12 protein-coding genes are annotated in these 13,915 nt (G+C 70.4%); all 12 read right to left on the bottom strand.

Features of this window, described 5'->3' with window-relative positions; genetic code table 11:
- Positions 1 to 14 precede the first annotated feature (14 nt).
- Positions 15 to 1,232, bottom strand: a complete 1,218-nt coding sequence (gene hemA / locus BLT59_RS02290) for a 5-aminolevulinate synthase (RefSeq protein ID WP_091776003.1) — start codon at positions 1,230 to 1,232, stop codon at positions 15 to 17.
- A 113-nt stretch (positions 1,233 to 1,345) separates the two neighbouring features.
- Positions 1,346 to 2,140 (bottom strand): putative photosynthetic complex assembly protein PuhE, encoded by a 795-nt coding sequence (puhE, locus tag BLT59_RS02285; RefSeq protein ID WP_091776000.1) that lies wholly within the window; start codon positions 2,138 to 2,140, stop codon positions 1,346 to 1,348.
- 1 nt (position 2,141) lies between these two features.
- Entirely contained in the window at positions 2,142 to 3,230 is a 1,089-nt protein-coding gene (acsF, locus tag BLT59_RS02280) for a magnesium-protoporphyrin IX monomethyl ester (oxidative) cyclase (protein ID WP_091775998.1), read from the bottom strand.
- Complete coding sequence (locus BLT59_RS02275; protein ID WP_091775995.1) at positions 3,227 to 3,523, bottom strand: hypothetical protein; 297 nt, start codon at positions 3,521 to 3,523, stop codon at positions 3,227 to 3,229. The genes acsF and BLT59_RS02275 overlap by 4 nt, the downstream gene beginning before the upstream one ends.
- On the bottom strand, positions 3,523 to 4,023 hold the full coding sequence (gene puhC, locus BLT59_RS02270) for a photosynthetic complex assembly protein PuhC (protein WP_091775993.1): 501 nt from the start codon (positions 4,021 to 4,023) through the stop codon (positions 3,523 to 3,525). The genes BLT59_RS02275 and puhC overlap by 1 nt, the downstream gene beginning before the upstream one ends.
- A gap of 11 nt (positions 4,024 to 4,034) precedes the next feature.
- A complete protein-coding gene (gene puhB / locus BLT59_RS02265; protein WP_091775990.1) occupies positions 4,035 to 4,685 on the bottom strand; it encodes a photosynthetic complex putative assembly protein PuhB in 651 nt (216 codons plus the stop codon).
- Positions 4,682 to 5,461 (bottom strand): photosynthetic reaction center subunit H, encoded by a 780-nt coding sequence (puhA, locus tag BLT59_RS02260; RefSeq protein ID WP_091775987.1) that lies wholly within the window; start codon positions 5,459 to 5,461, stop codon positions 4,682 to 4,684. The genes puhB and puhA overlap by 4 nt, the downstream gene beginning before the upstream one ends.
- Positions 5,462 to 5,479: 18 nt before the next feature.
- Positions 5,480 to 6,907, bottom strand: coding sequence for a BCD family MFS transporter (locus BLT59_RS02255; protein WP_091775984.1), 1,428 nt, complete (start codon positions 6,905 to 6,907; stop codon positions 5,480 to 5,482).
- Entirely contained in the window at positions 6,904 to 7,734 is an 831-nt protein-coding gene (bchM, locus tag BLT59_RS02250) for a magnesium protoporphyrin IX methyltransferase (RefSeq protein ID WP_244513791.1), read from the bottom strand. Before bchM ends, BLT59_RS02255 begins: the two co-directional genes overlap by 4 nt.
- 16 nt (positions 7,735 to 7,750) lie before the next feature.
- The gene (gene bchL / locus BLT59_RS02245) at positions 7,751 to 8,644 is read right to left on the bottom strand and encodes a ferredoxin:protochlorophyllide reductase (ATP-dependent) iron-sulfur ATP-binding protein (protein ID WP_091775981.1); all 894 of its coding nucleotides are present in this window, start codon (positions 8,642 to 8,644) and stop codon (positions 7,751 to 7,753) included.
- On the bottom strand, positions 8,641 to 12,345 hold the full coding sequence (locus BLT59_RS02240) for a magnesium chelatase subunit H (RefSeq protein ID WP_091775978.1): 3,705 nt from the start codon (positions 12,343 to 12,345) through the stop codon (positions 8,641 to 8,643). Before BLT59_RS02240 ends, bchL begins: the two co-directional genes overlap by 4 nt.
- The gene (gene bchB, locus BLT59_RS02235) at positions 12,320 to 13,912 is read right to left on the bottom strand and encodes a ferredoxin:protochlorophyllide reductase (ATP-dependent) subunit B (protein ID WP_091775975.1); all 1,593 of its coding nucleotides are present in this window, start codon (positions 13,910 to 13,912) and stop codon (positions 12,320 to 12,322) included. The genes BLT59_RS02240 and bchB overlap by 26 nt, the downstream gene beginning before the upstream one ends.
- Between the last annotated feature and the right edge of the window lie 3 nt (positions 13,913 to 13,915).

Here is a 13,915-nt window from a genome sequence, read left to right as displayed (position 1 = left end):
GGGGGAACGGAAGCCTATTCCGCCGCCTTCTGGCGGAGCCCGATCCGCCCCCAGATCGTGGTGAGCGCCTCGACGAGATGGGCGATGTCGGCATCCGTGTGCAGCGGCGACGGGGTAATCCGCAGCCGCTCGGTGCCGCGGGCGACCGTCGGATAGTTGATCGGCTGCACGTAGATGCCGAACTCGTCGAGCAGGGTGTCGGAGATCCCTTTGCAGAGCACCGGATCGCAGACCATCACCGGCACGATGTGGCTGTCGTTGGGCATGGTCGGGATGTCGGCGGCCTCCAGGGCCTGCCGGACCTTCGCGACGCGCTCCTGATGGCGGGCGCGCTCGCCGCCGCTTCCCTTCAGATGGCGGATGCTCGCCGCCGCGCCCGCCGCGACGGCCGGGGGCAGCGAAGTGGTGAAGATGAAGCCCGAGGCGAAGCTGCGCACGAAGTCGCAGAGCTTCTCCGAGGCCGTGATGTACCCGCCATGCACGGCGAAGGCTTTGCCGAGCGTGCCCTCGATCACGTCGAGCCGGTGGGCGACTCCGTCCCGCTCCGAGATGCCGCCGCCGCGGGCGCCGTAGAGGCCGACCGCGTGGACCTCGTCCAGATAGGTGAGCGCCCCGTGGGCCTCGGCCACGTCGCAGATCTCGGCGATCGGCGCGATGTCGCCGTCCATCGAGTAGACCGACTCGAAGGCGACCAGCTTCGGCCGGGCCGGGTCGATCAGGGCGAGCTTGCGGTTCAGGTCTTCCGGATCGTTGTGGCGGAAGATGTGGCGCTCGGCGCGGGAGAACCGGATGCCCTCGATCATCGAGGCGTGGTTCTCGGAATCGGAGAAGACCGCGCAGTTCGGCAGGCGCGAGGCCAGGGTCCCGAGCGCCGCCCAGTTCGATACGTAGCCGGAGGTGAAGAGCAAAGCCGCCTCCTTGCCGTGGAGGTCGGCGAGCTCGCGCTCCAGGAGCACGTGGTAGTGGTTGGTGCCCGAGATGTTGCGGGTGCCGCCGGCGCCCGCGCCGCAGCGGTCGATCGCCTCGTGCATCGCCCCGGTGACGGCCGGGTGCTGGCCCATGCCGAGATAATCGTTGGAGCACCAGACGGTCACGGGTCGCGTGCCGCCGGCATGGTGGTGGGTCGCGTGCGGGAAGTTGCCGGCGTGGCGCTCGAGGTCGGTGAAGACTCGGTAGCGCCCCTCCCGGTGGAGCCCGGCGATCTCAGCCCCGAAGAAGGTCTCGTAGTCCATGTCGCCTCTCCCCGAACAAATCCTGCGGGTTGATCCCGCCTGTGACACCGGTTTTCGCACAAGACCAGTTCCAGATTGGTGGACGTGCGTCGCCCGTTGATGATCCCTCGGCTCTACACAGGATCCCGCGGTCCCGCCGCCTCCCCGGATGCCCGGGCCGGCAGGCTCCAGCGCCACAGCTCCGTCGAGGGCAGCGGCAGCATCAGGAACCAGTGCTCCAGGGTGGCGAGCGCGGTCAGCGTCGCCAGGACCGTGAAGCCGATCAGCTCGTGTTCCAGCAGGTCCGGGCCCAGAGCCGCGCGCCCGAGCAGCGCCGCCGCGATGGTCCCGAGGCTCACCGAGACCGGGAACAGCAGGTTCATCGGCTTCCGGGATAGGTAGCAGGCGAGGTAGCCGAGATGGTCCGGCAGGAACTCGGCGTGGAGGTTGCGCACCCCCAAGAACAGGTTGAGCCGTGCCGAGAGGTTCATCACCACCAGCGTGCCGTAGGTCCACAGGGCGAAGCGGTTGGGACTGCCCCAGACGAGCGCCAGGATCGCGACGCCCCCGATCACGATGGCGAATTCGTGCCACAGGCTGGTCGCGAGCGCCGCCAGGAACCGGTCGAACCCCCGCACCCCCGGCGCGCAGGCGGCCGGTTTCGGGCCCGATAGGAAGCCCATATAGTAGCTCATCTCCTGCCAGCCCCAGACGACGAGCGCCGCCGTGAAAGCCGTGTAGGCCCCCGTGGCGCTCGTGTCGGCGGCGCTGGATCGGATCGCCACCAGCGCACCGGCGAGCAGCAGCGTCGCCGCGGCCATGCTCCACGGATGCGTCCGTCGCGGGGCGTGGTCGAGCAGCAGGATCAGCCCGGTGGAGAACCACCAGAGCAGAACCGCGTACAGGACCGGGGCGGCGTAGGTCCCCATTCTACCAGACCGGCTGAAGGCGGATGTCGGCCGGCAGGGCGTTGGCCTTGACGGGCAGCAGATAGAGCCGCGCGAAGGTGAAGGCCGCCCGCGCCGCGTGGACGCCCTGCAGGACCTTGCCGGCAAATCCGCCCTTCGCCTTGGCGTCGGCGATCGCCCGGGAGCAGGCGAGCAGCCGGTCGAGTCCCGCCTTGAACTTCGGGTTGTCGAGGTCGAGTTCCAGCGGGAAAGTCTGGCGGGAGATCTCCGAGGTGATCCGGAAGACCTTGAAGTCGTAGTCGGTCGGGTCGACTCCGAGCGCCGCGTGGAAGGCCGGGCGGTGATGGTCGCGCACATACATGGTCGCGAAGACAGCGAGCAGGAAGAACCGGATCCAGTACTGGTTCACGCCGCTCGTCAGCTTCGGATTCGCGCGCATCAGGAGCGCGAAGGCTTCGCCGTGGCGGAACTCGTCGTTGCACCAGAGCTCGAACCACTTGAAGATCGGGTGGATGCGCCGCTCCGGGTGGCGCTCCAACTCGCGGAAGATCGTGATGTAGCGGGCGTAGCCGATCTTTTCCGAAAGATAGGTGGCGTAGAAGATGAATTTCGGCCGGAAGAACGTGTATTTCTTGGATTTCGTAAGAAAGCCAAGGTCCACGCCGATGCCGAAATCCTTCAACGTGTCGTTGATGAAGCCGGCATGCCGCGCCTCGTCGCGGCTCATGAAGCCGAACAGTTCCTGGATGTCCTTGTTCTTCGCCCGCTTGCGCATCTCGGCGTACAGGACGCAGCCGGAGAACTCGGCGGTGATCGACGAGACCAGAAAATCCAGAAACTCCTTCCGCAGCTCGGGCTCCATCTGCGACAGGTCGCAGTCGAACTCCGCGTTGCGTGTGAAGTGGCGCTTGTTCGGATCGGAGCGCAGCTCGGCGATGAGCACGTCCCAGTCGCGCCGCACCGGCTCGACATTCGTCCGGTCGAGCTCCTCGAAATCGGTGGTGTAGAAGCGGGGCGACAGGAAGGTCGTCTCCTGCGCGGCCCTGGTCGATTCGTTGACCGGCGTCTTCGGGACCGGCTGTCCGATGGTCGGGGTGACGGGCGCGTTCACAGCTTCCTCCTCTCGGAAAAGCTGACCTCGTAGAGTTCGGTCAGCTCGAGATGGGCAATGAGCTTGGTCCAGGCCCGCTCCAGCGCTCCGGCCCGGGTGATTGTGGCGGTGCGGCGCACCGTCAGCCGCTCGCCATAGGGCACCGAGGTCGGCGCGTCGTGAACCTGGACCTCGTCGCCGGGCTCGATCTCGAAGCCGGCATCGAGGATCACGTGCGCGTGCAGGCTCTCGGGCGTCTGCTCGATCTCCACCGTGCAGGGCACGGTGACGGTGCGGCCGCCGAACAGGCCCATCACCGCGTCTCCGTGGCTGGCGCGCCGGGCGCGGGCATCAACCGGGCGAACGACCCGGCATTGGTGGGGCCGAAGGCCTCCAGGGGCACGCGGCGGCCGGTGGCCTCGTCGGCCAGCGCGAGGCGGCCGTCGTCGTAGCGGGTCAGGCTGAAGGGTTGCTCGGGACCGAGACCCTCGCGCTGCCGGGCCTGGGCGAGGCCCCGCAGCGTCCCGCGCAGGAAGCCGTCCTCGCCGGGGCGGATCCACGCGACGATGTGCCGGTCGGCGACGTCCCGCAGGGCGATCGAGCCGTCGACCTGATCCTCGGCACGGAATTCGAGCCGCGCCAGCGCCTTGGCGGGCGGCAGGGCGACGAGGCCGACGCCCTCGCTCCGGCCGATCAGGACCGCCAGCATGGTGAAGCCCATCAGCGCGCCCGCGCCGATCATCAGCAGCGCCGGTGCCGGTCCCGAGGCTGCCGGCCCCATGGCCCGGCCGGTGCCCTCCGCCCGCTCGCCCATCGTGCCCCTCCCTACTCGGCCGCGACGAGGCGACCGGGATTCTCGCCCGCGCGCCCGAGCTGCGCCACCCGAACCGGCGGCGCGTTGCCGTCGGCATGGGCCGCGAGGGCGCGTGCCAGCAAGGCCGCCGCAGCCTCCGCCTCCGGCACGGAGCGCAGCATGGGCTCCGTCCGGGCGAGACGCCAGGGGCGGACATGCGGCCAGATATGAAGGTAGGCGATACGGAGGCCCGGCCGCAACCGTAACGGCAGGTCGCCGCTGCCATCCGTGAAGGCGCGCAGGGACGCGCTCTCGATCTGCGCGAAGGGCAGGTTATGGGTCACCGGCAGGGCGATGCCGGCCTGCAGCACGACGCGGCGGTTGGTCACCGTATAGAGCGTCGTCCGGTGGCTGAGCCAAGCGAGCAGCCAGAGCAGCGCGACGGCCCCGGCACCGATCACCAGGGTCGGCCCCACCACCTTCAGCGCCGCGGCGGGGGATCCCGCCGCGAGGCCGAAGGCCAGGGCGCAGACCGCAAACCACGCGATCACCAGGCGGGCGTGGAATACCCGGACCAGAAGGCCGGCGGTGGTCGGCGCACTCTGCCAGAGGATGCGCTCGCCCGCCGGCAACGGGCCGGGCAGACCCCGCAGGGTGCCCTCAGGGAGGAAGTCGCCGCTCATATCAGGGGCTCCGCCCGGGCCGGCGTGGCGTAGAGCGTGCCGGCGCCGAAATACGACATGATCCGCTCCTCCTCGAGGAAGGTCACGCTGTCGGGATCACGGGTGGCCGGGATCTCGGCGAATTGGCTGGCGAGCAGCGCCTCGGTCGTCACCGTCTTGGTGAAGCCGCCGGCCCGGCAGAAGGTGGCCGGCATCAGCCGGCGGCCGCCCGTCGGAAGTTCAACCTCGTAGTAGCGGATCAGCGACTCGCCGCGGTCGACCCAGACGTCGCTGATGACGCCCGCCACGGCATCGTCGGTGCCGAACACCGTCATGCCGATCGGATTCGGGCCGTCCTCGTGGATGACGAAATTCTTCGCCACCCGCAGGGGTACGATGCGGATCTCCTCGTCCCAGGTCCGGTCGTGCACGTCGTGCCGCAACACCCAGGAGCCGGGACCGACGCCGGCCTGAAGCGAGGCGTCCGTGCGCTCGTAGGGGGCACCCGGCCAGGGCTCGACCTTGCGGGCCGGGATGCCGGTCTCGATGTCGGTTCGGCCGTGTACCGCCTGCGGTGCGTAGGTGGTCTCGCCGCCGGGGAGGTGGAAGGCCTTGGACCGTGGGATCAGGATCGGATCGTCCGCCTTGCGGCGGCCGACGGCCTCGTTCTCGAGCGGGTAGCCCTCCCGCCGGTCCTCGCGGCGCAGCCAGAAGACCAGCCCGGCGAAGAAGATGAAGAACGCGTAGAGCACGACCTGAGCGACGTCGACATAGCCCGTAAGTGCGCCGGTTGGCATGGATGTCCTCCCCGAATGTCAGGCCGTCCGGCCGGCAAGGCCATTGGCGATGCGGTCCCGATCCTCTGTCCGCGCGTCCTCACGCACCAACGGTCCGAGCGCGAGCAGCGCCGCGAACAGCAGGGCGATCTCGATGTGGTAGACGATGAGGTAGCCGATCGCGGGCTCGTTCATGCCCTCGCCGAGCACGCCCGACTGGGCGATGGCGCCGCCGACGTCGCGCACGAGACCGCTCGCCGCGATCGACAGACCCGCGGCGGTCGCCTGCACGGCGCCCCAGGCGCCGAGCGCCAGCCCGGTATCCTCGGGGCCGGCGCGGTTCATCGAGGCGGTGAGGGTGCCGTGGGCGAACAGGCCGCCGCCGAGCCCGATCAGGCTGACGCCGGCGGCGAACAGGTCGGCCGAGGCCAGGGGGGCGGCGAAGACCACCGCCGAGAAGGCCAGGATCCCGATCCCGACGCCGACGCCGGAGACCCGGAACGGGTCGCCCCCGCGGCCGAGCCAGCGCGCCGCGACCAGCAGGCCGAGGCCGCCGCCGGCGGCCAGCAGCGCGGTCAGCGCCGTGGTCGCCGCCACCGAGAGGTGCAGGATCTGGCCGCCATAGGGTTCGAGCAGGATGTCCTGCATGGAGAACCCTGCGGTGCCGAGCCCGATCGCCACGAGGCGCCGGCGGGCGGTGCCCTGCCCCGCATAGGCCCGCCAGGAGGCACGGAAGTCCCGCTGCGGCGCCGTCCGCGTCCGGTTGGGATCGCGCGGCTCCTGCTTCCACAGGGCGAAGCCGTTGAGGATGATGGTGACCAAAGCCGCGCCCTGGATCACCTGGATCAGGCGCACGGCCGAGAAGTGGGCGAGGAACAGGCCGAACAGCACGGCGCTCGCCATCATGCCGAACAGGAGCGCCGCGCAGAGCAGCGCCACCACCTTCGGTCGTGCATGCGCGGGGGCGAGGTCGGTGGCGAGCGCCAGCCCGACGGTCTGGGTCGTGTGCAGGCCGGCGCCGACCAGCAGGAAGGCGAGCGCCGCCGCGAGGTCGCCGACCCAGAGCGGCCCGGTCGTGTCCCCCGACAGGATCAGCAGGGCGAACGGCATGATCGCCAGCCCGCCGAACTGCAGCAGCGTGCCGAACCAGATATAGGGCACCCGCCGCCAGCCCAGCACCGAGCGGTGTGTGTCCGACCGGAAGCCGACGAGCGCCCGCAGGGGGGCGAAGATCAGCGGCAGGGCCAGCATCATGGCGACGATCCAGGCCGGGACGCCGAGTTCGACGATCATCACCCGGTTCAGTGTGCCGATCAGCAGCACCGCGGCCATGCCGACGGTGACCTGGAACAGGGCCAGGCGCAGCAGGCGGCCCAGCGGCAGCTCGACCGTGGCGGCATCCGCGAAGGGCAGGATCGCCGGGCCGAGGCGCATGAGGGCGGCGGTGAGTTTTTGGGTGGGGTTCATGTCCGCCCTCCGCCGGGCTCCCCTCCCCCTTGCGGGGAAGGGTAGGGGTGGGGGTCGCGCAGGATGGGGCTCCGCGGTTCCTCCTGAACCACCCCCACCCCTGGCCCCTCCCCGCAAGGGGGAGGGGAAGAGCGTGTCAGTGCGATCGCGTTCGACAGGTAGAAGCCGCTGTTGATCCGGTGCGATCGCGCCCAGGCGAAGCCGTCGAGCGCGTGCTCGGACGAGATCCGCCGCCGTAGCCCATGCTCGGTCACTGGTACGATCGCCGGTGAGCGGTCGCCCCGCGGAAAGAATTGTCCGGCCGCATGCATCAGCGTCAGCAGCGCCGTGCGCGGCGCCACGGTGAACAGCACCGAGCCGTCCGTGCGCGCGCCCAGAACCGCCAGCGCCCGGGCGATGTCGGCGGCGCGGTAGTGGATCAGCGAATCCATCGCCACCACGTGGTCGAACCGCCCGAGCCCGGGATCGAGCATGTCGCCGACGCGGAAGTCGATGCGGCCCGCTCCCGGAATCGCCGGCAGCCGCTCCTGCGCGAGGCCGACCAGCGTCGGCGAGACGTCGATCGCCACCACCTCGGCGCCGCGCCGCGCTGCCTCGACGCTGAGCGCCCCGGTGCCGCAGCCGGCATCGAGCAGGCGCAGGCCGGTCATGTCGGCCGGCAGCCAGGACAGCAGCGTCGCCCGCATGGCGTCGCGGCCGGCGCGCACCGTGGCGCGGATGCGGCTCACGGGCGCGTCCGAGGTCAGGCGCGACCACGCCTCGACCGCGGTGCGGTCGAAATAGGTGGTCAGCTCGCCCCGGCGGGCGTCGTAGCTGGCGCTGGCCATCGGTCGAACTCCAGACTCAATCGAAACCGAGGAACTCGAACAGGTCGCGGTCCTTCATGGGCAAAGCCTCGCAGGGCTCCGCGCCGGCCCAGAGGGTCTCGGCGAGCCGCATGTACTCGGCGGTCACGGCGTCGAGCTCCGGGGACGAGTCCATCTCGAACAGGGTCGATTTCTTGAGCCGCGAGCGCCGGACCACGTCGAGGTCGGGAAAATGCGCCAGCCGCTTCAGCCCGACCGCGTCGTTGAACCGGTCGATCTCGTCGGTCTTGGCCGAGCGATTGGCGATGACGCCGCCGAGGCGCACGCCGTAATTCTTCGACTTGGCGTGGATCGCCGCCACGATCCGGTTCATGGCGAAGATCGAGTCGAAATCGTTGGCGGTGACGATCAGAGCCCGGTCCGCGTGCTGGAGCGGCGAGGCGAAGCCGCCGCAGACCACGTCGCCCAGCACGTCGAACACCACGACGTCGGTATCCTCGAGGAGGTGGTGCTCCTTGAGGAGCTTCACGGTCTGGCCGACCACATAGCCGCCGCAGCCGGTGCCGGCGGGCGGGCCGCCGGCCTCGACGCACATCACGCCGTTGTAGCCCTCGACCACGAAATCCTCGACGCGCAGCTCCTCCGAGTGGAAGTTCACCGCCTCCAGGGCGTCGATCACCGTGGGGGCGAGGCGCTTGGTCAGCGTGAAGGTCGAGTCGTGCTTCGGGTCGCAGCCGATCTGCAGCACCCGCTTGCCGAGCTTGGAGAAGGCCACCGACAGGTTCGACGAGGTGGTCGACTTGCCGATCCCGCCCTTGCCGTAGACCGCGAAGACCTTGGCGGTCTCGATTCTGAGATCGGGATCGAGGGCGACCTGAAGGCTCCCCTCCTCCTTCCGGGCGACGACGGGATTGCGGATCGCGATGTTCATGCGGCCACTCCTGCGGTGACGCCTTCCAGGCGGTCCTCCAGCTCCTCCTCGGCCCGGTCGAGGGCGTCGCGCATCTCTGCGTCGGGAGTCCAGAAGCCGCGGCGGTGCGCCTCGATCAGCCGTTGGGCGACCTTGGCGGAGGCGGTGGGGTTCAAGGCGGCCATGCGCTCGCGCATGTCCTTGTCGAGGACGTAGGTCTCGGTGATCCGTTCGTAGATCCAGGGCTGGACCGCGTTGGCGGTGGCCGACCAGCCGACCGTGTTGGTGAGATGCGTCTCGATCTGGCGGACGCCCTCGTAGCCGTGGCCGAGCAGGCCCTCGTACCATTTCGGGTTGAGCATCCGGGTGCGCGTCTCCAGCGCCACCTGCTCCTCCAGGGAGCGGACGCGCCCCTCCCCGCGGGTCTGGTCGCTGATGTAGATCGGCACCGACTCGCCCTTGGCCCGGGCCACCGCCCGGCCCATGCCGCCGAGCCCGTCGAAATAGTGGTCGACGGAGGTGACGCCGACCTCGACCGAATCGAGGTTCTGATAGGCCATGTCGACGGAGGCGAGCACCGCCTGCATCAGGGCGCGCTGCGGCGCCGGGCGGCCGGTGCGGCCGTAGGCGAAGCTCTTGCGGCGGGAGAAGGTCTCGCAGAGTTCCGCGTCGTCGTCCCAGTTCCCGGAATCGACGAGGTGGTTGACGTTGGCGCCATAGGCGCCCTCGGCGTTGGAGAAGACGCGCAGCGCCGCCGTCTCCAGATCGCAGCCCTGCTCGGCCTGGATCGCCAGGGCGTGCTTCCGGACGTAATTTTTTTCGAGGGGCTCGTCGGCGGTGGCGGCGAGGTACGACGCCTCCGCCAGGAGCTTCGTCTGAAGCGGCAGCAGATCGCGGAAGATTCCGGAGAGGGTGACCACCGCGTCGATCCGCGGCCGGCCGAGGGTTTCCAGCGGGATCAGCTCGGCGCCGCTCAAGCGGCCGTAGCCGTCGAAGCGGGGCGCGGCGCCGATCAGGGCCAGGGCCTGGGCGATCGGGCCGCCCTCGCTCTTGAGGTTGTCGGTGCCCCACAGGACCAGGGCGACGCTTTCCGGGCAGGGCTTTCCGTCGGCGGCGAAGCGTTCGAGGATCCGGGCCACCTGCCGGGCGCCGTCGGCCACCGCGAAGGCCGAGGGCAGGCGGTAGGGGTCGAAGCCGTGGAGGTTGCGGCCGGTCGGCAGGATCGCGGGGTTGCGCAGCAGGTCGCCCCCGGCCACCGGCGGCACGAAGCGGCCGTCGAGCGCCCGCAGCAGCGCCGGCACCTCGTGGTCGCGGGACAGCAGCCGGTCGGTCTCGGCGAGGCTCGCGAAGGCGGCGCGGGTCGTCTCGTCGGCGGGCAGGCCGGAGGCCTTCAGCGCCGCCTCGACGCCATGGCCGGCGGTCAGAGCCTCGATGCCGGCCCGCTCGGGCCGGATGCCGTGCGCCGACTCGGCGAGCGCGAGCAGCAGGTCGACCCGCTCCTCCTCCGGCGTGCCCGCGCCGACCACGTGCAGCCCGTGCGGGATCAGGGTCTGCTCCAGCTCCTGCAGCGCGGTCCAGAGGCCGGAGACGTGGATACCGAGGTCGCCGCTCCAGGCCGGCTCGGCGGCCACGAGATCGAGCGCCGCGCCCTGTTGCTGGATCAGCTCTGCCAGGCTGGCGCGCTCGGCCGTGGCTTCGAGATCGAGGCCGCGCCAGCGCTCCATCGAACTCTTCAGGTCGATCAGCCCGCGGTAGAGCCCCGCCGCCGCGAGGCTCGGGGTCAGGTAGCTCACCAGCGTCGCGGCCGAGCGGCGCTTGGCGAGCGTCCCCTCGGAGGGATTGTTGGCGGCATAGAGGTAGACGTTGGGCAAAGCCCCGATCAGCCGCTCCGGCCAGCAGGCCTCGGACAGCCCGGTCTGCTTGCCGGGCATGAATTCGAGCGCGCCGTGGGTGCCGAAATGCAGCACGGCGTCGGCGGCAAAATCCTCCCGCAGGTAGCGGTAGAAGGCCGAGAAGGCGTGGGTCGGCGCGAAGCCGCGCTCGAACAGCAGCCGCATCGGGTCGCCCTCGTAGCCGAAGGCGGGCTGGACCCCGACGAAGACGTTGCCGAACTGGGCCCCGAGCACGAAGATCTCGCCGCCGTTGGTCTGGTGGCGGCCCGGCGCCGGGCCCCACTGGGCCTCGATCTCGGCGAGGTGGGGCTCGCGGCGCAGATGGTCCTCGGCCGGGAGGCGGGCGTGGACATTGGCCTGGGTGCCGTAGCGCTTGGCGTTGCCCTCCAGGATCGCCGCGCGCAGGGCATCGATGCTCTCCGGGACCTCCACCGTGTAGCCGTCCGCCGCCAGGCCCTTCAGGGTGTTGAGGAGCGAGGCGTAGACCGACAGGAACGCCGCCGTCCCGGTGGCGCCGGCATTGGGCGGGAAGTTGAACAGCACCACGCCGATCCGGCGCGCGGCCTTCGGGGTCCGGCGCAGGGACACCAGCCGCGCGACCCGCTCGGCAAGGCGCACGGCCCGCTCGGGGTGGACCCGCATGTCGCGGGCGTTGTCGGCGCCTGAATTTGCGGAGCGGCCGCCGAACACCATCGGAGCCGTGGCGCCGTCGAGTTCGGGGATCGCGACCATCATGGTCGCCTCGACCGGCGACAGGCCGCGGTCGCCCGCCTCCCACTGCTCCAGGGTCTGGAACTCCAGCGCCTGGGCGGCGAGGTAGGGCACGTCGAGCCGGGCCAGCATCAGTTCGGCGGCCGCGGCGTCGTTGTAGGCGGGGCCGCCGACCAGGGAGAAGCCGGTAAGCGACACGAGGGCGTCGATGCAGGCGCGCCCGTCGCGCATGAAGAAGGCGTGCACCGCCGGCCGGTTGTCGAGACCGCTGGCGAAGGCCGGCACCACGTCGAGACCCTGCGCCTCCAGGGCCGCGATGACGCCGTCGTAATGGGCAGTGTTGCCGGCGAGCACGTAGCTGCGCATCACCAGCAGCCCGACGCGGCCCCTGGCGCCGGCTTGGCACGGCAGCCGCGACGGATCGGCGCCGATCCGGCCAGGCAGGCGCGGGTGGTAGAGGCCGGTCTCGGGGTAGTCGAGGGGCGCCGGCGCCGCCGGGCCCTCGCGCCAGGAGGACCGCTCGCCGGCCGCGTAGCGATGAACGAGGAAGCGCACCAGGGCGGCAACGTTCTCGTCGGAGCCCGCGAGCCAGTATTGCAGGGTCAGGAAGTACGCGCGCACGTCCTGGGCCGAGCCCGGGATGAAGCGCAGGATCTTCGGCAGCTTGCGCACCAGGGCCATCTGCCGGCCAGCATTGCCCTGCTGGCCGGGCTTGCCGCGCAGCTTCTTCAGGAAGTCGAGGGCGCTGCGCTTGGTGCCGCTCATGTCGAAGCGGCCGAGCCGCGTCGTCTTCACCACCTCGCCTGCCGAGAGGCAGCCGATCATCGCGTCGCAGGCCTCCCGCCGCGCCGCGAGCGCCGGCAGGATCGCCCGGACATGCTCGTCCATGAACAGCATGGCCGAGAGCACGATGTCGGCCTGCGCGATGTCGGCCCTGCAGGCTTCCAGCGTCGCGGGATCGTTGTCCCACTCGGCCGCCGCGTGGAAGCCCAGCACCAGCCCGGGCATCTCGGACCGGAGGCGCAGGCGCGCCCGCTCCACCGCGCTCGCCAAATGATTGTCGAGCGTGACGATGACGATGCGGATCGGCGGCCTAACGGCCGTAATGCGCTTTGGCATCGTAGAGGGTCTCGAGGGTGATGAGCGGCAGGTGCCGCTCCCGGGCGAAAGTCTCGGTGTTGGTGCGTGCCTTGCCCCGCACGAAGAACGGGATCTTCTTCAGTTCCTTCTCGGCTTCCGGCGACCAAGGGGCCGCACGGTCCAGCAGAATCGGAACGGGCGCCGGCGTCGGAGGGGTGTCGGCCGGCGCCCGTTCCGCGGCCTCGAACGCCCCGTCCGCCGGAGTCTCGAAGGACTTGCCGCCGAGATGCGAGGGGCCGACGCCGTCGTGAAATTCGGGATCCTCCCGGAACATGCCGAGGAGGTGCTCTTCGAGGCCCATCATCAGCGGATGGACCAGGGTGTCGAACAGGACGTTGGCGCCCTCGAAGCCCATCTGCGGGGCGTAGCGCGCCGGGAAGTCCTGGACGTGGACCGGCGCGGAGATCACCGCGCACGGAATGCCGAGCCGCTTGGCGACGTGGCGCTCCATCTGGGTGCCGAGGACCAGTTCCGGCGCGGCCGCGCGGATCGCTGCTTCGACGTCGAGGTAATCGTCGGTGATCAGCGCCTCGATGCCGTGCTCGGCCGCCTCGGCGCGGACCTCGCGGGCGAATTCACGGCCGTAGGTGCCGAGCCCGACGACGGTAAAGCCCAGCTCCTTCGCGGCGACCCGGGCGATGCCGATCGCATGCGTGGCATCGCCGAACACGAAGACGCGCTTGGCCGTGAGATAGGTCGAATCGACCGAGCGGGAGTACCAGGGCAGCCGCGAGCCGGGGCCGTCGAGCCCCGGTGCCGGATCGATCCCGGCGAGGCCCGCCATCTCCTCGACGAACCGGCGGGTGCCGCCGACGCCGATCGGGATGGTTTGCGTGAACGGCTGCCCGAAATTCTTCTTCAGGTAATCCGCGGCCGACCGGGCGGTCTCGGGATAGAGCACGACATTGAAGTCGGCGTCGCGGAGCCGGCCGAGATCCGCGGGGGTTGCCCCCAGCGGCGCCACGACATTCACCACGATGCCGAGGGTGTCGAGCAGCCGGCGGATCTCGATCAGGTCATCCCGGTGGCGGAAGCCGAGCGCCGTCGGCCCGAGGATGTTGCAGAGCGGGCGCTGCCCGGGCTCCCGTGCGGGACGCGGGGCGGGCGGACCAGCTAGCGCCCGGACGAGCCGGTAGAAGGTCTCCGAGGCGCCCCAGTTCTCCTTCTTCTGATAGGCGGGCAGCTCCAGCGGGATCACCGGGATCGGCAGGTCCAGCGCCTTGGCGAGGCCGCCCGGATCATCCTGAATCAACTCGGCCGTGCAGGAGGCGCCGACGATCATCGCCTGCGGCTGGAACCGTGCGTGGGCGGCCGAGACCGCCTGCTTGAACAGCTCGGCGGTGTCGCGGCCGAGATCCTGGGCGCGGAAGGTGGTGTAGGTGACGGGCGGGCGCGCGTCCCGCCGCTCGATCATCGTGAACAGCAGGTCGGCATAGGTGTCGCCCTGCGGCGCGTGCAGCACGTAGTGCAGCCCGGACATCGCCGTGGCGACGCGCATCGCGCCGATGTGAGGTGGGCCTTCGTAGGTCCAGAGGGTGAGCTGCATGGC

Origin of the sequence: Methylobacterium sp. UNC378MF (assembly GCF_900103195.1) — a bacterium.
In the GTDB taxonomy this organism is placed as follows: Bacteria; Pseudomonadota; Alphaproteobacteria; order Rhizobiales; family Beijerinckiaceae; genus Methylobacterium.
Note: the sequence above shows the minus strand (reverse complement) of the source record. Positions and strands in the feature narration are given on the sequence as shown.